The sequence below is a fragment of the Rothia sp. L_38 genome (assembly GCF_050689125.1).
Classification (GTDB): domain Bacteria; phylum Actinomycetota; class Actinomycetes; order Actinomycetales; family Micrococcaceae; genus Rothia.
This window is the reverse complement of the sequence record NZ_JBOEQD010000009.1, coordinates 82302-105054: the sequence shown is the minus strand read 5'-3', so window position 1 is coordinate 105054 and position 22753 is coordinate 82302. Positions and strand designations below refer to the sequence as shown.

Below are 22753 nucleotides of genomic sequence, written 5' to 3'. Positions count from 1 at the left end.
GCCCACACTTTTCCTAGGCAAGTGTTCCCGGAGGGCTCACAGCGCCCCAGCGCTGGGAGTCGCGTAGCGAAACACGCGGCAGGCCCGGTCAAGCTGGGGACAGCTTGCGCGGGGGTTTGGGGGCCGCGTAGGCCCCCATAGACCCAACCAACGATAAAGCCGTGGACTAGAGAGAACTCTAATCCACGGCTTTAGATCCCAGTAAGCAGCGCTGTACCTTATCGACAACGGCATGAGCGAGAACCAAGTAGCCACCATGCTAGGGGTCTCGCGTTCTACGATTACTCGTCTCAAGGCAAAGAATCGTAACAGCTAGGACCCTAGGGTGCGCTCCAAATAAGGCCCAACAGTCCTATTGAGCAACACCCAGACCTTCCTTCGTTGCCCTTCACTAAGCTCATTACGCCGATTGAACATCTTGACCAAGAACTGATAATCAACATCAGGGTTGCCATCATTATATGAATTAGGGGCAAAGCAACCCTCTTCATACAGCTGCTTCAACACAGCTCTTGTTATGGCTCCACCGTTGAGCCTCAAGGATTCAGTTTCCCTGTACTCTGCAAGGACCTCATACATCTGCCTAGCAACGCTAACTTGCTGGTCAAGGTCTTTGCGCCCGAACAGCTCAATGCAGCTAGAGCCGATGGGATAGAGCTTTGCCCTGGTCTCACGGTTACGGATAGTGAAGAGATACCTCAGCCCATCTTTGCCACAAACACAGTTTTGCAAGCAATCAGGGTCAATATCTCGGTCTATCAGATCCCATTCGTGCCGGGCTGCCTCGAAATTATCAGCACGGGATAGGGCAACTACTTCCTTCGGTAAGTTCCAATTACTCATAGTTTCATCATAGGCACATAGAGACACAAAAAACGCCGCCCTGCTTCCAAGAAACAGAGCGGCGTTCCTGCCATCATCTCACCACAAGATTCAGGCAGATGTAGGCATTAGCCCCTCTCCCCCGGTGTCAAGAGAGCCCCTCATGCAAGAAAGGGTTTGAAAACACCAGAGAATCAGAGTAAGTGCCATGATTTTACTAGCGCCTAAAGCGCCAGCACCCATTGTACGGGATAATTCAATCTCTCCCCCAGATGTCTCATACCCCCAGTGGTCTCTCACCTGATATGAGGGAGCGAACAAGGTAAACGATGAAACTTATAGCCAGGCCCCAGAGGATGCAATATCCAATAGCTTGGCGTATCTGAGAGAACCGCCCCAGCACAGGAATCATGGCCGCAGGAATCCCCACGAACAACCCCATCATCCAGATAACCCGATGGACTGTCCGCACGAACTCCCAGAGCCGGTATCTCAGTGGTGGTTTCCTGTACTGCGGCGGATAACGACGCATAGCAACTTACGCTTCTTTAGTGATAGGGACATCATTCCCAAACTCTTCTTCTAGGGCAGTGAAGAAGTAGCGCTCTAAAAGCCGTGCCTTGCTGATATCCAGCTGCTCTGCCGCGTAGTTCATCAGCTCCTTTTGGCTTTCAGTAGCCTGGATGGTGTAGATACCGCGCTTGAGGCTGGCTTTAGCTCGGGCTTTGACCCGATCTTTGGTATCAGCAGGCATCTCTACCGCCTGGGTCTTAGCAACCTTCTTGACAGCTACTGGGGGCTCTTCTTGTTTCCAGCTGGCATCTTTTTCTGCTGCCTCAATGAAGTCATCAGCAGTTTTTTCAGTGCTGCGTTTACGAACCATTAGTGGCCTTCTTTCAGGGTCAGGATTTCTTGGGCCAGCAGCTGCACTTCTGCCTTAGCCTTTGCGTCTTTAGCTTCCACTACAGAGATACCTTCACTCATGGCACTTTGATAAACCTTGCGGTGATAGATCACCACATCGGCTACCTCAGCTTCGATACCTTGGGGGAAGTCCTCTAGGTAGTCTCGCGCTTCTTGAATTTCATCGCTCAAAGCATGAGTTGAAGCCTTGGAGATCACGATAAGAGTCTTGAGTCCTTCGTTAAAGTCTCTCGCGGTGTCGATAGTATCCGCCAAATCAAGTGTGGAGTCCAAGTCAGCCTGTGAGGTTCCGGTGGGCACCAGAAGAATATCGGCTGCGATCATAGCTGAGCGAGTCTCCTTGGAATCCTTACCCGCCGTGTCGATGATGACAATATCGTTCTGCTCGTCCATCTCTTTGAGAGTGGCTGAGAGCTTGCCTTCTTTGCGGGTGGTGATAACCGGGGCATGCCCCAGCTCTTCTCGATCGTCTGCCCAACGGGAAGCAGTACGCACTGACGGATCGGTCTCCAAGACGTGAACTTTTTTACCGAGCTGCTGAAAAGCTACGGCTAGATTGACAGCGAGAGTGGACTTGCCAACCCCGCCTTTGTGGTGAGCAATTAGTAAAATCATGGCTCCATCCTAACAGCTAATAGAACACAACACAACAGAACAAAACAATTTTGTTTTGTTGAGTTCTATGTAATGGTGAACAGTGGCGGCTTACAGACTGACTGGAGTAGTTTCAATGATGAGGTTGTCGGCGTAGCGGAACTGAAACTCTCCCCCGACGTCCTCAACAGAGGGGCCTGAGCAAGTCATTAGGTCGATAGTCTTCTTCCCCGTCGCACGGAATATCCGGGCCTCAATATCTCGCTGCTCCCGTAACTGTTCAGCTAGGGCTGTGTCACTTGGGTTTGCCACTGCTTTAGCTTCTAACTCTGGGTCAAATTGCGGAGCCACAATCACGCTAGTGACCTGCGAGATAACTAAGGTCCCATCCTCTGCCTTGGTATAAATCAGATCGCAGGCTTGGAGCTTATGCAGGTTGCCCCAGGCAGTAAGCTCACCACCTTTAGGGCTTTTGACTCCCGGCTGTAAATCAACATGCCCGACCAACAAGGACGCCCCTTCGGGGGATTCGACAGCTTCTGAAGCAGCGTAAATGATTCCATCATCACTGATGGACTCAGCGGGCAGATAATTACTCGGGCTAAAGCTGGCTCCAGCCTCTAGTGCTGGTGAGTACCAGCTGCCCGGGGCTATGTCTACATCCTGCGGTAGTTGCTCTGGTGGTGGGCATTGGTAGTCCATGAACTCACGATCAGGTGATGGCGCTTGGGCGATTTCTTGCACGACGGCTGGGGCTGGCTCCTGATATGCCTGTGTGAGTACGAACCCGCCTCCTGCCGCTAGGGTCAAGGCAGTGCCGGTGAGTAGAAGTGCCTGATATTTTTTCATGGGCTCTAGCCTTTTGTCTTCAGAGAGGGAAGGGGAAGGGAGGGGAGGAACCGGGGGTACTCTCGCAGGCGATAGCACCCCCGGCTTTCTCTATAGCTTCTTAGGAAGCGGTGGTTGCCTGGCGGCGGTAGAGGATGATTCCTGCTGCGGCCAGGGTGATTCCTAGAGCACCTGCGATACCTAGAAGAAGGGGGGCTGCTTCGCTCTTTCGACTTGGGGCGGAGGCCGCTTCGATAGATGCTGCGCCGCCTGCCTTGAAGGTGGTTGCAGGTACCTTACGCTCGGTAGTTTTCTTCTCGCCGGTAGCAGGGTTAGTCACAGTCTGGGTGACGGTAGTCTGTCCTTCTGCTGGGTTAACCACAAATTCAGTGGTGACTTGCTCTCCTGCTGCGGTGACTTCTTCAGTTACCACGATAGTTTCGCCGGTTTCTGTGGTCTGCTCCTGCGTAACGGTGCCAGTGAGCAAAATGTTCTGCTCGGCGTCCACCTGAACCGGAACAGCTTCAGCACTGGCTTCAGGTGCTGCCTCTTCGGCAAAGGCACTTGACGTCGGTGCGATGGTTTCTACCGGCACCGGGGCATTGTCAGACTCGCTGGGATCAGCTGAAGGTTCGACAGTTGCATCGGCAGTTGGTTCAGCGGTGGGCTCTGCGGTTGCAGTTTCACTCTCAACCGGTTCGGGGGTGGGTTCTGCTGGTTCACTGGGCTGTTCTGAGGGCTCAGGGCTAGGTACCGGCACAACCTCGATAGGCTCTGGGGTCTCCTCGGGTGGCTCAGTAGGTTCCGGTGAAGGTTCTGCTGGTTCACTAGGGGCCGGGGTAGGTTCAGCGTCATCAGATGGAGTAGGCACTGGAATAACCTCGATTGGCTCAGGAGTTTCCTCCTCAGCTGGCTTCTGGTCTTCAGCAGTGGGTGCGGTCTGGGCCAGAGTGGATAGCTGAGCAGCACTTGCAGCAGGCACTGGCTGAGCATTTTCATCGGCAAAAGCTACTGGGCCCAGCGCTAGTAGGGAAGTTGCGGCAAGAGCTACCGCTGTACCGGTGACGTGAGGGGTTTTCATAGAGTCTCTTTCTTATCGTGGATTGTATGGTAGTTACGGGACCATAACTAAACAATTGTGTTTTATATAGTTCTGTTGTGTTTTGTTCTGTTCTATATGTCTCCTCGCTGAATAACGGCTAAGGCTAGATTGAAAAGCTGACAGGTCGTGGAAATGCACCGCTGGGCGTAGGCATAGCTCCAGTTGCAGGTCCCGGCTAGGGCTACCACGTCAATATCGTCTACGTGTCCGGCGTCCAGGGTGGCCTCGGTAACCCTGTGCGTAAAGTGCGGAGCCTTGCCCAGTTTGCTCTGGGGCAGACAGGAGATGACCTCCTGCATGAGTACCGGTGCTGCCCCCAGCCCTTCTTCCTTTCGGTAGCGGTGAATCAGCAGGGCCCGGTAAATGACCTCGGTGTACATGAGTACTTTGGTGCTGGACTTATAAAGAGTTTTCTCGGCGATACCGAGCACCTCGGCTGTGGCTCGGTAGCTCAGTGGCTCCTCAGCCAGAATCAGGTTCAGCACTCGGGTGATGAGCTCGACGTCTCCGAGGGCTTTGACTGCGATACCTAGCACCGCTGCTAGGTCCTGAAGTTTCTCTTCCACGTGGCTTAGGGCCAGCAGAACTTCGAGAGATGACTCTGAGGTCAAACCTGTGAGGGCTGCTTCGGCTGTGATTTCTGCTTGGGTGCGGTCATCGCTTTTGAGGTTTCGCAGGTGGGCGTAGGCGCACCTGACGGCGATGCTACGAATCCAAGGTCCAAAGTCCCCTTTGGTTTCGTCAAAGGTATGCAGTCCCTGATGGGCTGCTAGGAAGGTTTCTTGGTGAGTATCTTCTACCGCTGCTGGCAGGTCGTGGATATGGGGGAATTTAGCCAGCACTGTGTAAATGACTTTGCTGGTGCCCTGCCAGGTCTCTAGGCGTTCTGGTGTCCAGAAGGCGCTGGTGGTTGTCTGCATAGTGGTTGTCTCTTCTGCTGTTTTCGCCTGCCGGCTAGGCAGCGTTAGCTGTTGCTAGTTCAGCGCGGATGATTTCAGGTTCCAAGGTGGTAATCCGGCTAATGGCCTCTACGCTCATGCCATAAGAAGCCCAGAAAGCTAGGTCGGGGTTTTGGAATCGGCCAGGTTGATAGTTCAACTCCCAGTGTTCGCAGGCTAGGTACTCTTCCCAGCTTTCATAACCGATCATTTCCCAGATACGAAGCTTGTAGCCTAGGGCTATGGCTATCCAGTCGCAGCGCATGAAGCTTCCTAGGCGGAAGGCTTCTTCGGGGCTGAGGGTGGTGTCCATGGGTTTTTCTCCTGTGGGTGCGGTCATGGTGGCTTAGCTAGTTGCCAAGGGGTGGTTTAGGCGGCTAGTTTCTTGCGGCGGTACAGCTCACGGATGGTTTTTCCGATGAAGTAGAGGCCCATCACTGCGTAGAAGAGGTAGAGGCCACCGGTGGCATAGATGATTTCTTCATCGCCGGGCGCTTCTAGTGCGGGGTTGTGGTTTTTTAGGGCAATTGGACCACCGATTACCATGCATACCAGGGCGCAGAAGCACAGTAGTAGGTAGCCGGTGATGTTGGTGAGGATGACGCGGATGATGCTTGGTGACTGGGCGGGTTTGTTGGCGTTCATTGGTGTGTTCTTCCCTCGTGGTTAGGTGGCTGGGTTTTGGGCTAGGCGGCGAGCACGCAGTTTAGCCAGCAGGGCTTTACCGGCTTCAGGGTCAGCCGGAGGTTCGGTTTCAACGGTGACTAAATGGCCGGTGGTTTCTTTCACGCAAAGCGGGCAGGTGCCGCTGTGCTCACGGGTATGCACTTCGCAGAAAGCGAGGTAGGCAGTCTCTTGGGGTTTGAGGGTTGATTGAGCGAGGGAGATCAGCTCGTAGAACTCTTTTGCGATGCAAGAGTAGGCGAATCGCTGGGGGCTGCGGACGGGCTGGGTGGCACGGGAGAGGACGATGATAATCATTTGGCTGAGAATGTCATCGTTGATGCTGCTGATGTTCAGCTGGGCCTGGTGTAGCTCTTGGCGGAGCTTGGTGTGGTTGACCCCTCGAGTAATCCAGGCCGGGGTCTGCGCCGGTTCAGGTGCTACCTCAAGAGCCTTAGACGCGTTTACCACATCGGTTGCAGCCGAAGAGATTTCTTTGATGTGCTTTCTGTCGATCAGTCCGTCCACCTGTGGTTTATCCACAGGTGCGGTGCTACTGACCGACTGAGGGACTGACGGGTCTTTAAACGGGTTAAACGCGCGCGCGTTCCTTTTAAGGGCACCTTGTGGATAAGGTTGAATTTTTCCGGTTGAAATACCTGAGTTTTCCGGTTGGTCAGCGTGAGTTTTCCGGTTGGTCGTTCTACCGGAAAAATTTTCCGGTTGAGCCTGACTAGGGATTTCTTTTCTACCGGAAAAATTTTCCGGTTGGTCACTACGTGAGTTATCCACAGGTTCGAAAGTGTCTACCACCTCGTACTTCTTGCGGTTGTAGGCAGCTTTTTTACGGTCTGCTTCTGCATGAGGGTAGGGGGCTTTTTCGTAGGCGGTGACCTCAGGGTGGAGGATGATGGCATCAGTTTTACGTCCGCGGCCGAAGGTCATCGTTCGTCGTTCTGTGTGCAGTAGACCCATATCGCGGAACTGGACGATGCAGGTACGCAAGGTTCGCTCGGTGACGTTAGCCTTGTATGCAAGCTTGGCCTGGCCTGTGAAGCACAGGCCGTCTGAATCTGCTTCATTAGCGATAGCTATGAGCACTTGAAACTGGGAGTTTTTGACGTCCTGTTTCATTGCCCAGGTGATCATTTCTAGGGACATGGTTTCTATCTGATTCCTGCTAGGGCGTACCAGAGGGGTGGGTAGGTGATTTTACGGGCAGCCTCGATAAGGATGGGGCCACTATCTGAGGTGAGTAGGTAGCGGATTTCTCGGGCATGTGGAGCCGTAGGTGAAGGTTCAAGGACGGGGAGCCTATGGGTTTGCTCGAAGGTAGCTATTTTCTGTTGCCGGTGAGTATCTTCTAGCAGGGCTTGCAACTCCTTGTGAAGCGGATGATTCTGTTTGCCATCCTGCTTGCCTGCGCTGAGTCTTGCTGGCTTGATGCCTAGGTCGCTGGCTGGTTGGTGGGTCATGCTGCTATTGCCTTTTCAGTGACTTTGACAAGCTCAGAGAAGGGAACCCCGGTAGCGACTGCTATCTGAGCCAGCTCGTCAGTAGTGAAAGGCTTTTTACCACTGAGTCGGTGGCGCAGAGTCTCGCGGGTGATGGTCATTTGTTCTGCGAGGGCTGCTTGGGTTAGGTCTGCTTCGAACATGGCTCGGCGGACGTTGCGGGCGATGGTTTCTCGTGTAACTTCTTCTCGAATGTCCATAAACTACATGGTATGTCCTTAAGAGACATTGAGCAAGAAATTTACTGCACTTTTAACTCCTTTTTTGTCTTTCTAGGTGTAAAATCTTCCTAGAAGAACAAAGGAGAAAGCTTATGCCCAAGTCAACGACTTCCCCCGTGTCAGAGTTCGAGCTTGCCATTCGCGATGAAATCAAAGCGTGGATGGGAAGACGAAGCCTAACAGGTAAAGACCTAGCCACAATTCTCTCCATTTCCCCATCGAACGCTTCTAAGAAGCTTCGTGGCATCAATGCCTTTTCCATCAATGATCTCGGCACCATCGCCGCAGCATTGGGAATCACCCTAGCTGACCTACTTGGGAGCCTAGTTCACACCCCGCTTCTCAGCCCAGACGCAGAAAACCCCGCTCCGGCGTCGCCGGAACGGGGTGAAGATGTGCGCCCTGTGGGGCTCGAACCCACGACCCACGGATTAAAAGTCCGATGCTCTACCAACTGAGCTAAAGGCGCATCCACTGAGTAAACTCAGCGTCTTCCACTATACACCCCGTGACGCAAAGCTCCAAAAACCCGGCCGCAGCAGGCGTCCGCGCCGCCGCCGTGCTCTAATAGCTGTGTGAACGCACTCCTGCACAGCCCCATCACCCACTACGCCGCAGCCCTGCTGCTCTTCGTTGGCCTCACCACAGCCCTGCTTGCCACCCAGAAGATCCAGCTCCGCTGGCAGCCCTATCTCTCGATTCTGCGGGCCTGCCTACAGCTTGCCATCATTGCTCTCCTGCTACAGGGCATTCTGGCTGCCCCCTGGGCGCTAGTGCTCTTCGTTGCCCTCATGCTCACCACCGCCACCATCACCTCCGGCAGGCACAGCAAACAGCTCCACCGGGGCCTGCCAGCTACCGCTCTCTCCATCACCGTAGGCGCCCTCCTTGCTGTCCTGCTGATCTTCGCCCTTGGCCTGGTGCCCTACTCCACCCAAAACCTGGTAGCGGTTGCAGGAATCATCATCGGCGGCACCATGACCATCACAACCCTTACCGCGCGCAACTTCACAACCCTCGCCACCGCCCGACAAGGCGAAATAGAAGGCTGGCTAGCGCTGGGAGCCACCGCCCCGGTCGCCTATCGCGACATCACCAAAACCGCTATCACCGAGGCCCTCACACCCGGCCTTGACCAGACCCGTGCTACCGGCCTCGTCACCCTGCCCGGAACTTTCGTCGGCGCCCTCATGGGAGGGGCCTCTCCCCTGCTCGCCGCCCAGCTCCAAATCGCTGTCCTGGCAGGCCAAACCCTGGCAGGAACCATCGCAGCCCTGATCCTCACCAGCATTATCACCCGCACCCGAGTTTTACCTCTCAGCGCATAGCCTTCCGCTGAGCACCTCAGCAGTTCTACACTGGTAGGCATGCCTTCTGACGCCCGCTTTCACCGCCCCGTCCGCCTCTCCACCGAAAAATTCGAACGCTACCAGGGTGCTGGCAGCCCAGAAGACCTAGCTGCCGCCGCCCAGGCGTCCGCCCGTGCCCTGCTAGCCCGCGGACGCGCCAACGAAGACCCCTCCGTCACCAAGCGCCTGGTGCACTACACCGACGAGTTCGGTATCGAGGCCGTAGCTGAACTCTGGTCGCGGGCAGCCCCCGTGACCGTTGCCGGGGCCCTCTGGCGTATCTATGCCCTGCGCGGCGTCATTCGTGCTAACTCCCAGCTCATGAGCCACTACTACGAGCGCGGCATGCACTCCAGCTACCTGGCTCAGGCCCTGGCCGGGGTGCCCTCGCCGCCTACCGCCGACGAAATCTGCACCACCGTCGATGCTATTCTGGCAGGCGCCTACACCGGCGACTTCGACGTCGCCCTCAACCGCTTTGCGGCTTTCTGCCGCGTGCTGGCTTTGGGGCAGGACGACGTCGCCCTGGAGCTGAGGCACGGCCAGCGGGTCTCGCCCAGGGGCGGTCACCCCGATGAGGTGGCCGAGTTACACCGCCCCTCAGCCGAGGTGCGCGACGAGGCCGCTGCGCGGGCCGTCCGCCTGCGAACCGCTGCCCGTAGGCTCACCGGAACCGCGCGCGAGCTCGAAGAAGCCGCTATCAACTGGCGGGCTGGAACCCTGGACTAATATAGGCCCAATAGCAAAAAAGACTCGGCCCCCTCTTCCAGCTGGAAGAGGGGGCCGAGTCTTGTTTCAACAGGTCTTGCTAGAAACCTAGCTACAGGACCCAGATGAAGTTTTCACCACCAACCTTAGCGGGGAGAAACATTCTGGTCGAAACGGTAGAGGAAGGCAGCCATTGCATCACGGGCGATGGGGGTAACGGGACGGAAAGTACCGTCAGCCCAACCGGTGGTTACACCAGACTCAGCCAGCCAAGAAATTTCCTTGTAGAACTGGGTGCTGGGAGCAACGTCAGAGAACTGGCCACCCTGGGGTGCCACATATTCAGGCTCACCTGCAAAACGGTAGAAGAAGGCAGCCATAGCGTCACGGTTGACGGAATCATGGGGACGGAAGGTACCATCTGCCCAACCGGTGCTGATACCAGAAGCGTGCATCCAGGCAATTTCCTTGTAGAACTGGTGGTCAGTAGCTACATCCTTGAAGGGAGACTCGCTCGGAGCGGTGAACTGGGGGCTACCGGCCAAGCGGTAGAAGAAGGCAGCCATAGCGCCACGCTCTACATTATCTAGGGGCTTGAAGGTGCCGTCAGGGTAGCCGGTGGTGATACCGCGCTCAGCCAGCCAAGCGATTTCCTTGTAGAACTGATCGTCAGGGCTGACGTCCTTGAAACGGGGGTTCTGAATCTTTTCTTCCTGAACCAGTGATACGATTTCAGCCTTGCCGCCGTCTTCACCGGCTTTGACGCCACTCAGGTCGCCAGTACCGTTATGCATGTGCAGGAGCAGTGCCTGAGCATCCTTGACGTTGACGCTGCCACGGTTAACCGTGATATCAGCCTCGGGGGCGTCAATGAACAAACCGCTTGCGTCAGACGCAGTGCCTTCGAACCACAGGTTGGGGCTGTGGGGATTGAAGGAAACCCAGTCAGTTGCATCGGTATGGCGGCCGTTCTCGTACCAGGAGTAGGTGTCTACCTTGTAGCGCAGGTCGCCAGCGTTATCAGCGGTAATACCCATCTTGGATAGCTGTACAGGTAGGGCTAGGACGTTGCTGTCGAAGGTGTTGGTATCAACGCTACCGAAAGCCCCATTGATGGGCTGGTGGTCCAGGGCGGTCAGCTTACCATTGACATAGCCAACCAGGGTTGCAACGGGGTAGTCAAGACCAGCAATGCGGTTAGTGTAGACGTAGTAGTCTGCGCGGTTATTGCCATCAACATCGAAAGCTACTTCAATGCTGGTGGGGTTAGTGAGGTTCTCCCAGTTGGACCAGGTGGAGACACCGATACTCATCATGCCGTCCTTGGCGACATCTCCGCTAGTTGCCTGCAGGGCAGGAACGTTGGTAGAAGCACCGACGTACTGAAGGTCAACGCGCTGACTGGTAACAGCACCCAGGGTAGAGGTCTTCTTGCGTTCAGAAACAGCACCGAGCTCGAAAGCACCGACCAGAGACTTATAACCACCCTGATTAACGGCGGTCCCCTCAAGGTCGATGGTGCTCTTAAGGCTGTATTCCCCGAATTCAACGGTACTTGCAGCAGCCTTCATATCTGATACAGGCTTGGGTGCAATCTGCAGGGGCAGACGCATCTCGTTACCATTCTCAGTCAGCAGGAGACGGCCAGATTCAATGCTCATAAACTGGCGATCGTAACCCAGCTGCTGGGCTGAGCTGGCCGATTCAAGCTTCTTTTCCAGCTTGGAGGGGTCAACGGTGACAGTAACGACGAAGGTGGTCTTTCCACCAGCCTCAACAGATACGGTCTTAGGAGCCGATACCTCAACACCGGGCAGGTCGGAGGAAGCAGCGAATGAAACCTCGTAGGTATGAGCCTTGTTGTCTGAGTTATCGACGGTGAGTTTGCGGGTAAAGGTCTGAACACCAGCATCGGGGAGAACTTCAATCACGCCGAAGCTTTCAGAGACCTGGTCGGGGTGGTCAGCACTGTAGGTTAGAACCTTCTGGTTGACGGCCTTCAGGGCGTCAACACGGCCAGAACCAACACGCTCTACGGAGTGGACGGCGCCGTCTTCAGTCGTCAGGTCATGAACAGCTGAGTTCATGATGGCAGCCTTGACCTGGGGAGCTGAGTAGCTTTGGTTGGCTTCGTATACCAGGGCTGCAACACCTGCAACGTGGGGAGATGCCATGGAAGTACCTGACATGACAGCCTTTTCGGAGCCGCCTGCAACAGCAGCTGAACCGATGCCGGTACCAGGGGCGGCGACGTCCGGCTTGGTGTAACCGGCGGTGCCGTGAACACCGCGGCCGGTTGATTCATTGACCTGGTCAAAGAGGCCGTGCTCAACGAGAACGGAGGAAATCCATTCGTTCTTCAGCTCAATCTTGACTTCTTCACCGGCGTCGAGAGCGGCACGAACCTTTTCAGCATCCTGAGCAACCAGGCGGATGCCAGGGATGGTTGAGTTACCTGCGATACCGACCGTCTCGTAATTCAGGTTGGAGGCAAGGATTACGCCCTTACCGCCTGCCTTTTCAATGTTGTTGAAGCGGACAGCCGAGCCACAGGGGAAGGTTTCAAAGTTATCGGTCCAGTCAATGAAAACCCATTTGCCGCCGAAGTCAGTGCCCTCGGGGTAGGCATCACAACCGAAGGGGTTCTCGGGGGTGCTCTTGACAACCTCACCAATCAGCTGCTCAGGGGTAGCAGCTGAGTAATCGAAGCTGACAGAGTAGTCACCGCTGAGGTCACCGGCAAGACCTGCAGGGGAATGAACCTTAGCCTTGTCGATAGCGGCAGTAGAACCGATGGAGTTAGCAACAGCCAGAGCTGAGCGGGCATTAGCCGGGTTACCGGAAATAGAGTAGGTATCGCCGTTGCCGTTAGCCGCACGGGAGTTGCCAGCTGCAGCGACAGAGAGGACACCCTGGCGGGTCAGGGCGTCAACAATGACGTTTTCGGGGTCGTCGGTAGCACCGTAGTCAGAGCCCAGGGACATATTAACTACATCAACGCGGTCGTCATACTTACCGTCGTTATTGGGGTCTAGGGCGCGGTCGAGGGCCTGGCCAGTGAGGTCGGTGGACCCTTCACAGCCAAAGACACGGAAGTCAACGATCTGGGCGCCCGGAGCTGAACCAGCACCGATCTTCATGCCCTTCATCTCTTCTTCGGTGATCTTGGTGTAGTCGCCCTTGAAGGTGCTGCCGTCAGCGTTGACAGCGTAGCCCGCTGCGGTACCTGCAACGTGGGTACCGTGCCCTGCAAAGCGGCAGTCAAGCGGGTTATTATCAGGCTGAGGCAAGGCATCAGCAGCATCGCTACCTGAGTCGTAGTTGTCGCCGGCAAGGTCATAGCCACCGAGGTACTTTTCGGGGTCGTATAGGCCAGAGTCAGCGGCCGGCATATCGGTCATCTTGGAAGCCTTTTCGTAGGCTTCAGCGGTACCTGGGCCACCGAACTGGGTGTGGGTGTAGTCAACACCGGTGTCAATAATAGCGATCTTGACGCCCTTACCGGTGTAGCCGGTCTGCTGCCAGCTGGTGATGGCTTGGGTATCGATGACGGTGCCGGTATTGGACGGAGTCTTCGACACGATGGGGGAAATCATGACAACATCGCTGCGAGAAGCCAGTTCACGAATCTTCTCAGCGTCACCGCGAATTGCTACACCACGGACAGAGTTATGGGCGGTGTAGAGGACGCTTGCGCCAGTTTCAGCAGCCACTGCTCGCCCCTGACGCTCAACGGCCGCAGCAATGGCCTGAACTTCTGCCTGGGCATCGACAGGAGCCTGCTTACCTTGCAGGACGGCGGCAGGCTGGGTGCTCTCATAGGCACCTTTGCCCTTGAACTGGACAAATACGCTAACGGTACCCTCAGCCGCTTTCATGGAAGGAGTGAGCACCTGTTCGTTCATGGTCTGAGTAGCACTTTGGAACAGGTCAGCATCGGTCAGAGAGTTAGCCGCAGGCAGGCCCATAGAGAGAACCATACCGAGGCCAAGCAGGGAGGCCGCACCGCTGCGGGCTACCTTCTTGGGTGTGTATTTTTTCGTCATGGAAGGATTTCCTTTATCCAAGTGATCCGTTGTGGTGTATACCGCTAAATTTACGAGTGCTTCAACCATGACTCACATCACAACTGCTGGTCAATACCCAACCCGGATTTTGCTCGAAATTTTTATATAACTTGTCACAATATGAGATATCCATCCATGTCAACCCAAAGTCTCTTCAAGGAAACCATTTTCATACCCAGGGTTGACATCCCACTCCAACAGGAGAATGATGGATACCAAGATGTCAGGCTGCTAAGTAGCCCCGGGCTCCAAATCTTTAGCCGCTTCGAGCGGCCTTCCGCCGAGAGGCGCTCCCAGCCTGACATCGCTAAACTTCATATCGCGGTGCCGGGCTCCGCCTCTCTTTCTATGAGGCAGGTAGCTCGGCACTTGCGTCCGCACCGGGAATCTCACCGAGCTCTCCCCCGTTAACCTTGGCGCGGTACCATAAGCTCAGCACCTGCCCACCCGCCCACACCCAGGAGAGCTGGCCCATGCTCCAACGCATGTTCCCCCAAGAGAACACCTCGCTGACCGCCCTAGCCACACTCTCAGAGCAGGTTACAGGTGCTGCAGCCCTGCTCTCAGAAATGGTGGGCTCCCCCGAAGACCGCTACCCCGAGCTACTCGAGCGCACTCTCACCCACGAAGCTGCCACCCTCGACATGCTGCACACCACCATGACCGCTGTGCGCAGCTCCTTCTCAACTCCTATCCCCCGCGAAGACATCTACACCCTGGCTGTCTCACTCAACAATGTCGTTGAGAAGCTGACCTCAGCCGCCAACATTCTGCACCTCTACCACATCGTGCGGTTCTCCCCCAAGGCAGCGACCCTGCTCGACCTCATCCAGCGCCAGGCTGTACTCACCACCGAAATCATCCCCAAACTCAGCACCCTACGCGACCTGGACGACTACTGGATTACTATGCTCCGCATCGCCAAGCAGGCCGTACGCATAGCTGAAGAATACGACGCCGACATTCAGGACCGCTACAAGCAGACCCGCTACCTGCAAACCACCCAGTTCGTGCGTAAGCTCATCGAAGCATCCGAAGCTATGCGTACCGTTGCCACCGAAATCGGCCGCATTATCGTGCAGGAATCCTAGTGACGCTCGCCCTCTTCACCCTCGGCTGCCTAGCACTGATTGCCTTTACCTTCGTCACCGGCTTTCGAGACGCCCCCAACGCCACCGCCATACCCGTGAAAACCAGGGCCCTCACCCCCAAAATCGCCCTACGAACCAGCGCCCTCTTCAACGCCGTCGGCATGGCCATGACCGGCATCATGCTAGGCTCAGTCACCACCCACTGGCTGACCGTCCCCCACAACAACACTGGTCTGGGGCTGGTACTCACCGCCCTCATCTCAGCGGTAGCCTGGGGCATTATCACCTGGTGGTTCCGCATCCCGTCCTCATCTACCCACGCCCTCATCGGGGGGCTTGCGGGCGCTGCCTGGGCCGCACGCTCAACCGATCTAGGCAGTTTCAGCCCCTTCTCTGAGCCCCTTGCCACCTTCCTCTTCGTACCCCTCGTGCTGGCCCCCATCGTCCTCTTCGTTCTGGCCTGGGCGGCAGTTTTCCCCTTCTACGGTCTGCTCCAACGCTCCTACCCCTCCACCGTCAACCGCTTCTCCCGCAGCGTGCTGTCCCTCGCCAACTCGCTGATCTCCCTGATTCACGGAATTCAAACCGGCCAACGCGCTGTCGTCATCTACGCCGTCTTGTTGCTCTCCGCCGGACTCGAAGTTCACCCCACCACCTACATCATCTCCGCCCTCTTCCTTGCTATGGTGCTGGGCTTCGGCACCGCCCGGGGCAGCTCTCGCATCGGCTACACCTTCGCCCACCAAATGGTTAAAGTTGACCCCTTCCGCGGGGCAGTAGCCCAAAGCTCAACAGCCCTGGCCTTGGTATTTCTCCAGTTCTTCCTCAACACCCCGGTCTCGTCCTCCCACCTAGCGGCCTCCGCCGTCCTCGGCTCAGGAGTCAACCAGCGCTTCGCCGCGGTACGCCACAAAATCGTGCTCCGCATCATCCTCACCTGGTTTATCACCATGCCAGCCTGTTTTCTGCTCGCCGCTATTCTCTTCCTGGCACTCTCCCCCCTGCTGTAGCGCTCCTACCTGCTCCGGCGCGCTCTCGGCAAGAAAGCCACCTCTTCGATATATTGGGGACTAAGACTACGCACCGTCCACGTGAAAGAGCAGCATGCCTACAGTTTCAATCATTGTTCGCACAAAAGACCGCCCCATCTTCCTCCAGCGAGCCCTAGCTAACATCGCGGAACAAACATTTACCGATTATGTTGTTGCGGTAGTGAATGACGGTGGCAACCAACAAACCGTAGAGCGCGTCATAGCCCAAGAACCCCGTATCAAAGAGCTGCTGACTATTCACAATGAAGAGTCACGAGGCATGGAGGCCGCCTCAAACCAAGGCATTCAAGCTACACAGTCCACTTATATCGCCATCCATGATGACGATGACCTATGGGAACCCACCTTCCTCGAAACAACCGTTCACCGCCTCGAAGAAACCGGGGAAAACATGGTAACGGTACGCACTGACGAATACTTTGAACGCATTACCGACAACGGAACATTCGAGTTCATCGACTCACGCCCTTTCTGGGCAATTCTTAAGGACATCACAGTTCAAGATTTGACCCGTATCAACCGCGCAGTTCCTATCTCAATCCTGCACCGCCGGTCCCTCCACGATGAACTTGGTTTCTATAATGAGAACCTACCCGTGGTAGGCGACTGGGAATTCAATCTACGCGTCGCGGCCCGATACCCCATTCTGTTTATCGACGAGCTGCTTGCTCACTGGTCGCAACGCCCTGACCAGACAGAGGGTGCACTCGCTAATAGCGTTCATGCGGGCAAAGTTCTGCACGGAATCTACGACGGGCGTGTGCGGGCGCAAGCTATTCGTGATGATTTAGCAAACAACGGCCACCTCGGTTCCTACCTCTACCAGGCTCATCTCGCAAACCAGGTTGATGGCAGCGTGGGGCATAACATCGACCTCACCCACCGTGTTCTTGACGAGCTGAGGACGATTAGTGTCAAACTAGACCGTATAGAAGAAACCACTCGCACCACCTCAGAGCGGCTCGAACGCATCGAGCGGGCGTTGTCTCTCAAGTCTCGCCTCACACGCTTTGTGAAAGGAAACCGCTAATCATGCCTCGCATTCTTGTGCTCGCAGACCTAGGGCAGTCTGTGTACCACGTTGGCGACGAAGCTATGGGCATCGCAACCGCCGCTGAGCTCACCCGCCGCGGCTACGAAGTCTATATCGCTACCCGCTCTGTTGAGCATTCCCAGGCCTACATTGGTTCCGCTACTGGCTACATTAAAACCCTCGAATTCCCCTGGCCGCCTGCAGAGCGCGAAATTTTTTTGGGCGACCTCAAGGCCTACCTCGCCGGTGACAGTGCCCGCCCTGAAATAGCTGATTTTGTGCGCCAGGTTGCCGATATGGACGGCATCGTGATCGCCGGTGGCGGTAATATGAACTCAACCTACGGTTGGCTCCTGTACGAGCGGGCAGCCTATGCACTCATCGCCCGTCAGCATGAGATTCCCCTGGTGATTTCTGGCCAGTCGGTGGGGCCGGTACTTACAGAGGCCGATGCCGACACCCTGCGCGACATGCTTTCTTCTGCCCAGCTTGTGGGTATGCGGGAAAAGTCCTCCTATACCTGGGCTACCCAGCAGGGTGTTCAAGCCCACCTGATTGTGGATGACGCCACCTTCTACCAGCATCAGAAGCGCTCCCTACCGGGCCGTCCGGTCGTTGATCTGCCCGAACACTACATTTGCGCTACTTTCTCGGGTCTTGCCCCGGGGCAGGCTCGGGTTATCGGGCAGTTGCTTGACGATATGCACCGCGAATACGGCCTCCGCACCGTTTTCCTGCCCCACATGGGCGAGCCCCTGACCGACCAGGGCGATGCGGCAGTGCACGCCGAAATCGCTTCACACATGTTCTCCGATCCCGTGCAGCTACCCATGGTGCACGCGGACGACGCCGTGCAGGTTCACCGCGGTGCCTTCATCGCGGTCTCTACCCGCTACCATCCCGGCGTCTTCTCCCTGTCAGCAGGTGTTCCCTTTGTCGCCCTATTACCCGATGCCTTCACCGATATGCGGGTACGCGGCATGATGGAGCAGTACGGGGCTGAAAACTACGCTATCCCTCTGGCTTTGCTCAACTCTGATGCACCTGCCGAGGCCCTGCACGAGGTCATTCAGCTCCGCAATGAGCTCTCTGAAACCTTGCTAGCACGGGCTGAGCAGCTCCGCGGCTTCTCCGCTAGCTGGTGGGACGCCGCCTCCCACGTCCTCCTGCACGGGGCAGGGCAGGCGGCTCCCGCCGTCCGCGAACTGGGCAACACCCCCACCATCTTTACCGGCGAGTGGAACATAACCAATCTGCTAGTGCGCGACGATATCGCAGACATTTCACTGGCTGCTGCCCGTGCCAGCGCAGAAACCGACCGGGCCCTCTCCTGGGACTACCAGCGTCTACTCCAGCGCGACCGAGCTCAGGCTCGTGCCGATGAGCTGGAGCGTCGTAACGCCGAGTTGGCTGACTCCCTTATTGAGGCCGAAGAAAACGCCACCCTGCGCGGCTGGATGCGCCGCAAGATGCGCGGCGAGTAGCCAAGCACCGGCAGATACGCGACACCCCGGTATAAGCCGGGGTGCCACGCTAAAAAGCCGCCCGACCCCGTCCTTTCCAGCAGCGAAAGGAGTTACGGGGCCGGGCGGCACACACATTCCCATGGTGTTCCCTCCCCCGCACAGCTACGGGGTGAGGGAAGTTTTGTATGCCCGCTTCTAACGGGCGGCTAGCGGGGCGCTAGGCTTAGCCGAAGCGGCCTGAGACGTAGTCTTCGGTGGCCTTCTGGCTGGGGTTGTTGAAGATTTCCTGGGTGGGGGCGTACTCGATGAGCTTGCCGGGTTTGCCGGTGCCCGCAATGTTGAAGAAGGCGGTCTTGTCTGAGACGCGGGCTGCCTGCTGCATATTGTGGGTCACGATGACGACGGTGAAGTTTTCCTTGAGCTCGTTGATGAGGTCTTCAACGGCCAGGGTTGAGATGGGGTCGAGGGCGGAGCAGGGCTCGTCCATGAGGATCACATCGGGCTTGACCGCGATGGAACGGGCGATGCACAGACGCTGCTGCTGGCCACCGGAGAGGCCAGAACCGGGCTTGTCGAGGCGGTCCTTGACCTCATTCCAGAGATTAGCGCCGCGCAAGGAGGATTCGACCAGCTCATCTGCGTCGGTCTTGGAGATCTTGCGGTTGTTGAGCTTCACACCCGCTAGCACGTTCTCGCGGATGGACATGGTGGGGAAGGGGTTGGGGCGCTGGAAGACCATACCGATTTGGGAGCGGACGACCACGGGGTCAACGCCCTTGCCGTAGAGGTTTTCGCCGTCGAGCAGCACTTTACCTTCAACACGGGCGGCGGGGATTACCTCGTGCATGCGGTTGAGGGTGCGCAGGAAGGTTGACTTGCCGCAACCTGAGGGACCAATGAAGGCGGTGACGGTGCGGGGTTCAATTTCCATGGAGATGTCTTCTACCGCGAGGAAGTCGCCGTAGTACACGTTCAGGTTTTCAACGTCGATGCGCTTTGACATGGAGTTTCCTTTTTCTAAAAGTCTTGGGGCCGGGTAAAGCTCATAGGCTTTTCGTGGGTCTTATCGGCCGGTCTTGGGGGCGAAGATCTTGGCGATGGCTCGAGCGATGAGGTTGAGTACCATCACGATGATAATCAGGATCAGTGCGGCAGCCCAGGCACGGGTCTCTGAGACCGAGGCGGCGGTGGGGCTGGTGGGCGTCATGATCTGGTAGTAGATGTAGGTGGGCAGGGTTGCCATCCAGCCGCTGAAGGCGCTCCAGTTGATGGAGGTGACGAAGCCTGCGGTCACCAGGATGGGGGCGGTTTCGCCGATGACGCGGGCGATAGCCAGGGTTACGCCCGATGCGATGCCCGAGATAGCGGTGGGGATAACGACCTTCATGATGGTACGCCACTTACGGACGCCCAGGGCGTAGGACGCCTCGCGCAGTTCGTTGGGCACGATACGCAGCATTTCTTCGGCGTTACGCGCTACGGTGGGGATCATGAGGACGGACAGGGCGACCGCAGCCACCAGGCCCATACGGTTCATGGGGTTACCTGATACCAGGGCGAAGAAGGAGGCTGCGAAGAGGCCCGCCACGATGGAGGGGATGCCGGTCATGACGTCCACGAAGAAGGTGATGGCTTTGGAGAGCCACTTGCCCTGGCCGTATTCCACCAGGTAGATGGCGGTGAGCAGGCCGATGGGTACCGAGATGACAGTGGCCAGCAGGGTAATTTCGAGGGTACCGATGATGGCGTGGTAGATACCGCCAAACACGGGGCCTTCGCCTGCAGCGGCGGCGTTATCGTGTACGCCGGTGACACCCTTCATAGAGGTGCTCAGGAAGTTACCTGACAGGCCGGGGACACCCTTGGCGAGTACGGTGTAGAGCACCGAGACCAGGGGGATGAGGGCGATGAGGAAGGTGCCGTAGACCAGGTAGCGGGCGAAGGCGTCCTGGCCCTTGCGCTTGCCTTCGAAGGAGGTGACGGCCAGGGGGCCGGCAATCACGAAGATGATGCCTGCAAAGAGGGCGAAGGTTGCGATGGAGAAGCCGGTGAGGGCACTGGCGGCGGCACCCAGAATCAGGGAGCCTGCGCCGACGGCCAGGGGCAGCCACTTGGGGGCCTGGCGGCTGGCGAAGCGGGATGAGGTGGTAGCTACAGACATTAGTTAGCTCCTGAGAAGTCCTTGTAGCGGGCCACGATCATGCGGGCCAGGATGTTGACGATGAGGGTGATGACGAAGAGCACCAGACCTGCTGCAATAAGCTCTGACATGCGCAGGCCGTAGGCTTCGGGGAAGTTGAGGGCGATCTCTGAGGCGAAGGTCTGGTTCCCGGACTTGATGATGGAGGCGGTCAGCGGGCCGGACGCCAGCACCAGGGTCACTGCCATGGTTTCACCGAGGGCACGCCCCAGGGCCAGCATGACGGAGGAGATGATGCCGGTGCGGGCGAAGGGGAAGACGGTCATGCGAATCATTTCCCAGCGGGTTGCGCCCAGACCCAGAGCTGCCTCTTCCTGCAGGGTAGGGGTCTGGATGAAGATTTCGCGGCACATGGATGTGATAATCGGCAGAATCATAATGCCCAGCACGATGCCCGCAGTCAGAATGGTTTTACCGGTTTGTGAGGCGGGGCCTTCGAAGATAGGGATAAAGCCCAGGTAAGTGGCGAGCCAGTCGTAGAAGGGCACAATCTTAGGGGCCAGTACTGAGGCACCCCAGGCACCGAAGATAACGGAGGGGATAGCGGCCAGCAGGTCAATCACATAGCCGATACCCTTAGCCAGCTTGCGGGGGGCGTAATGGGAGATGAACAGAGCCACGCCGATACCAATGGGGGTTGCCAGGAGCAGGGCAATGGTCGAGGCAATGAGGGTGCCGATAGTCAGCGGGATGATGTACTGAATGAAGCTGCCGCTGGTGAGGTCTGCTGGGTCTGCGGTGAAAACCGGCAGGGCCTGGGCGACCAGGAAGATAGCGACAGCTGCCAGGACAATAAGAATAAGGACGCCGGCGCCGAGGGAGATACCCGAGAAGATTTTATCTGCCGCCGGGTTTCCTACATCGGGAAGGTCCTTGGTTTTCGCGCGGGCGCTGCTGGTGCCCGACTGCGGTGCTGCTGTGGTTGACATGGGAATGTGAAACCTTTGTCGTTTTGACGCGGGTCAAGGTACGACCGGGTCGGAAACCTGGCCGCACCTTGATGAACGCGGTGTTACTGGGTAACGGTGATGGATTCGATAGCCTTCTGGGCGTCAGCGGTCAGTGCGCTGGTCAGGGGGGCTGACTGGGCTGCATCGGCGGCGTCCTGCTGACCCTGCTCGGAGACTACGTAGTTCTCGTAGGCCTTGACCAGGGTGACGTCGTCTTCAGATGAGTAACCGGAGCAGACGATGTGGTAAGAAACCAGCACAACGGGGTAGGCGGTGGAGTCCTCGGGGGTGCGGTTGATCTCGATCGCCATGTCGTTTTCGTTCTGGCCACCTACGCGCTCAGAAAGTTCTACGGTCTTGGCAGCGGCTTCTGCTGAGAGTTCAACGTAGGAGTCACCGACCTTGACGTTGACCTTGCCCAGGTCGCCGATGGCTGAGGCGTCCGCGTAGGTGATAGCACCCTCGGTGGATGAGGTGGTGGAGACAACGCCGGAGGTGCCCTTGTTGGATTCACCGGCGTACTGGGAGGGCCAGTTGCCGTCTGCTTCTACGTCCCAGGCGCCGTTAGAGGCGGCAGCCAGGTACTCGGTGAAGTTCTGGGTGGTGCCGGAGTCATCTGAGCGGTGGACAACGGTAATCTTGGTGTCGGGCAGGGTAACGCCTTCGTTCTGTGAGGCGATAGCGGCATCGTTCCAGGTGGTGATTTCGCCCTTGAAGATCTTGGCGATGGTTTCGCCGTCCAGGTTCAGGGACGAGACGCCCGGCAGGTTGAAGGCTACGGCTACGGGGGAGATGTAGACGGGGATGTTGATAGCACCGCCGTCGCCGCATACCTCCTTGGACTGTTCCCATTCCTCAGCCTTGAGAGCGCGGTCTGAGCCGGCGAACTTAGCGCCACCAGCGAGCAGGGCCTCGCGGCCTGCACCGGAGCCGTCCGGTGAGTACTGTACGGTGCCGCCCAGGTTAGCGAAACCGGTTTCCCAAGCGGTGATTGCGGCCTGCTGGGATGAGGCACCGACGCCGGTCAGGGGGGTGGAGGGCAGGGAAGCTGCGCTGGAGCCTGCGTCTGATGAGGTGGCGGTGCCGGTTGCGTTGTCTGAACCGCAAGCGGTGAATGCGAGTGCGCCTACAGCTGCAAGTGAGCCCCAACGAGCAAGTGACTTAGCCTTCACAGGTGATTTCCTTTGAGTTTGTGTGCCCTGCCCAGCCTCGTGATGTGAACTGTGGCGAG

Annotated in this window: 24 protein-coding genes, 1 tRNA gene and 1 pseudogene; 8 read left to right on the top strand and 18 right to left on the bottom strand. The window is 57.2% G+C overall.

From position 1 onward, the window contains the following. Positions 1-211: 211 nt before the first annotated feature. A complete protein-coding gene (locus ACRCJM_RS08350; RefSeq protein ID WP_431464576.1) occupies positions 212-316 on the top strand; it encodes a helix-turn-helix domain-containing protein in 105 nt (34 codons plus the stop codon). Here the strand turns inward: ACRCJM_RS08350 and ACRCJM_RS08345 are convergent. The 11 genes from ACRCJM_RS08345 to ACRCJM_RS08295 all read right to left on the bottom strand — a co-directional run bounded on the left by ACRCJM_RS08345 (position 313) and on the right by ACRCJM_RS08295 (position 7585). Next, positions 313-843 carry a hypothetical protein gene (locus tag ACRCJM_RS08345; protein WP_431464549.1) on the bottom strand — a complete coding sequence of 177 codons (531 nt, stop codon included), beginning with the start codon at positions 841-843 and terminating at the stop codon, positions 313-315. The genes ACRCJM_RS08350 and ACRCJM_RS08345 overlap by 4 nt on opposite strands. Before the next feature lie 517 nt (positions 844-1360). After that, on the bottom strand, positions 1361-1705 hold the full coding sequence (locus tag ACRCJM_RS08340; RefSeq protein WP_431464548.1) for a hypothetical protein: 345 nt from the start codon (positions 1703-1705) through the stop codon (positions 1361-1363). Further along, complete coding sequence (locus ACRCJM_RS08335; protein ID WP_431464547.1) at positions 1705-2361, bottom strand: AAA family ATPase; 657 nt, start codon at positions 2359-2361, stop codon at positions 1705-1707. The genes ACRCJM_RS08340 and ACRCJM_RS08335 overlap by 1 nt, the downstream gene beginning before the upstream one ends. 90 nt (positions 2362-2451) lie before the next feature. Beyond that, positions 2452-3189, bottom strand: coding sequence for a hypothetical protein (locus tag ACRCJM_RS08330; RefSeq protein ID WP_431464546.1), 738 nt, complete (start codon positions 3187-3189; stop codon positions 2452-2454). A 100-nt stretch (positions 3190-3289) separates the two neighbouring features. Further along, positions 3290-4249: a hypothetical protein gene (locus tag ACRCJM_RS08325; RefSeq protein WP_431464545.1), complete on the bottom strand. Its 960-nt coding sequence runs from the start codon at positions 4247-4249 to the stop codon at positions 3290-3292. Between the two features lie 92 nt (positions 4250-4341). Next, a complete protein-coding gene (locus tag ACRCJM_RS08320; RefSeq protein WP_431464544.1) occupies positions 4342-5190 on the bottom strand; it encodes an RNA polymerase sigma factor in 849 nt (282 codons plus the stop codon). A 34-nt stretch (positions 5191-5224) separates the two neighbouring features. After that, complete coding sequence (locus ACRCJM_RS08315) at positions 5225-5521, bottom strand: hypothetical protein (RefSeq protein WP_431464543.1); 297 nt, start codon at positions 5519-5521, stop codon at positions 5225-5227. Positions 5522-5577: 56 nt separating this feature from the next. Continuing rightward, on the bottom strand, positions 5578-5853 hold the full coding sequence (locus ACRCJM_RS08310) for a hypothetical protein (protein WP_326504112.1): 276 nt from the start codon (positions 5851-5853) through the stop codon (positions 5578-5580). 21 nt (positions 5854-5874) lie between these two features. Then, positions 5875-7032 carry a hypothetical protein gene (locus ACRCJM_RS08305; protein ID WP_431464542.1) on the bottom strand — a complete coding sequence of 386 codons (1158 nt, stop codon included), beginning with the start codon at positions 7030-7032 and terminating at the stop codon, positions 5875-5877. 5 nt (positions 7033-7037) lie between these two features. Further along, the gene (locus ACRCJM_RS08300; RefSeq protein ID WP_431464541.1) at positions 7038-7346 is read right to left on the bottom strand and encodes a hypothetical protein; all 309 of its coding nucleotides are present in this window, start codon (positions 7344-7346) and stop codon (positions 7038-7040) included. Continuing rightward, positions 7343-7585 (bottom strand): helix-turn-helix domain-containing protein, encoded by a 243-nt coding sequence (locus ACRCJM_RS08295; protein ID WP_431464540.1) that lies wholly within the window; start codon positions 7583-7585, stop codon positions 7343-7345. Before ACRCJM_RS08295 ends, ACRCJM_RS08300 begins: the two co-directional genes overlap by 4 nt. Before the next feature lie 113 nt (positions 7586-7698). On the opposite strand from ACRCJM_RS08295, the pseudogene ACRCJM_RS08290 reads away from it, so the two are divergent. Continuing rightward, a pseudogene (locus ACRCJM_RS08290) lies at positions 7699-7914 on the top strand (helix-turn-helix domain-containing protein); the annotation flags it as partial. A gap of 88 nt (positions 7915-8002) precedes the next feature. On the opposite strand, the gene ACRCJM_RS08285 reads toward ACRCJM_RS08290, so the two are convergent. Next, positions 8003-8075, bottom strand: a tRNA-Lys gene (locus ACRCJM_RS08285). A gap of 106 nt (positions 8076-8181) precedes the next feature. On the opposite strand from ACRCJM_RS08285, the gene ACRCJM_RS08280 reads away from it, so the two are divergent. Both ACRCJM_RS08280 and ACRCJM_RS08275 read left to right on the top strand, forming a co-directional pair. Next, positions 8182-8934: an ABC transporter permease gene (locus tag ACRCJM_RS08280; RefSeq protein WP_431464539.1), complete on the top strand. Its 753-nt coding sequence runs from the start codon at positions 8182-8184 to the stop codon at positions 8932-8934. Positions 8935-8973: 39 nt separating this feature from the next. After that, on the top strand, positions 8974-9684 hold the full coding sequence (locus ACRCJM_RS08275) for a hypothetical protein (protein WP_431464538.1): 711 nt from the start codon (positions 8974-8976) through the stop codon (positions 9682-9684). Positions 9685-9809: 125 nt separating this feature from the next. On the opposite strand, the gene ACRCJM_RS08270 is transcribed toward ACRCJM_RS08275, so the two are convergent. Further along, entirely contained in the window at positions 9810-13709 is a 3900-nt protein-coding gene (locus tag ACRCJM_RS08270; protein ID WP_431464537.1) for a S8 family serine peptidase, read from the bottom strand. A gap of 367 nt (positions 13710-14076) precedes the next feature. Beyond that, positions 14077-14217: a hypothetical protein gene (locus ACRCJM_RS08265; protein WP_237207298.1), complete on the bottom strand. Its 141-nt coding sequence runs from the start codon at positions 14215-14217 to the stop codon at positions 14077-14079. On the opposite strand from ACRCJM_RS08265, the gene ACRCJM_RS08260 reads away from it, so the two are divergent. The 4 genes from ACRCJM_RS08260 to ACRCJM_RS08245 all read left to right on the top strand — a co-directional run bounded on the left by ACRCJM_RS08260 (position 14204) and on the right by ACRCJM_RS08245 (position 18390). After that, complete coding sequence (locus ACRCJM_RS08260) at positions 14204-14821, top strand: DUF47 domain-containing protein (protein WP_237196394.1); 618 nt, start codon at positions 14204-14206, stop codon at positions 14819-14821. The genes ACRCJM_RS08265 and ACRCJM_RS08260 overlap by 14 nt on opposite strands. After that, a complete protein-coding gene (locus ACRCJM_RS08255) occupies positions 14821-15831 on the top strand; it encodes an inorganic phosphate transporter (RefSeq protein ID WP_237185216.1) in 1011 nt (336 codons plus the stop codon). The genes ACRCJM_RS08260 and ACRCJM_RS08255 overlap by 1 nt, the downstream gene beginning before the upstream one ends. A 94-nt stretch (positions 15832-15925) precedes the next feature. Beyond that, positions 15926-16903 (top strand): glycosyltransferase family 2 protein, encoded by a 978-nt coding sequence (locus ACRCJM_RS08250; RefSeq protein WP_431464536.1) that lies wholly within the window; start codon positions 15926-15928, stop codon positions 16901-16903. 2 nt (positions 16904-16905) lie between these two features. Next, entirely contained in the window at positions 16906-18390 is a 1485-nt protein-coding gene (locus ACRCJM_RS08245; protein ID WP_431464535.1) for a polysaccharide pyruvyl transferase family protein, read from the top strand. A 205-nt stretch (positions 18391-18595) separates the two neighbouring features. On the opposite strand, the gene pstB is transcribed toward ACRCJM_RS08245, so the two are convergent. The 4 genes from pstB to ACRCJM_RS08225 form a co-directional block, all read right to left on the bottom strand. Beyond that, positions 18596-19375 (bottom strand): phosphate ABC transporter ATP-binding protein PstB, encoded by a 780-nt coding sequence (gene pstB, locus ACRCJM_RS08240; RefSeq protein ID WP_431464534.1) that lies wholly within the window; start codon positions 19373-19375, stop codon positions 18596-18598. Between the two features lie 60 nt (positions 19376-19435). Continuing rightward, on the bottom strand, positions 19436-20533 hold the full coding sequence (gene pstA / locus ACRCJM_RS08235; protein ID WP_431464533.1) for a phosphate ABC transporter permease PstA: 1098 nt from the start codon (positions 20531-20533) through the stop codon (positions 19436-19438). Next, on the bottom strand, positions 20533-21501 hold the full coding sequence (gene pstC / locus ACRCJM_RS08230) for a phosphate ABC transporter permease subunit PstC (protein WP_237196385.1): 969 nt from the start codon (positions 21499-21501) through the stop codon (positions 20533-20535). Before pstC ends, pstA begins: the two co-directional genes overlap by 1 nt. Before the next feature lie 83 nt (positions 21502-21584). Further along, on the bottom strand, positions 21585-22694 hold the full coding sequence (locus ACRCJM_RS08225; RefSeq protein WP_431464532.1) for a phosphate ABC transporter substrate-binding protein PstS: 1110 nt from the start codon (positions 22692-22694) through the stop codon (positions 21585-21587). Between the last annotated feature and the right edge of the window lie 59 nt (positions 22695-22753).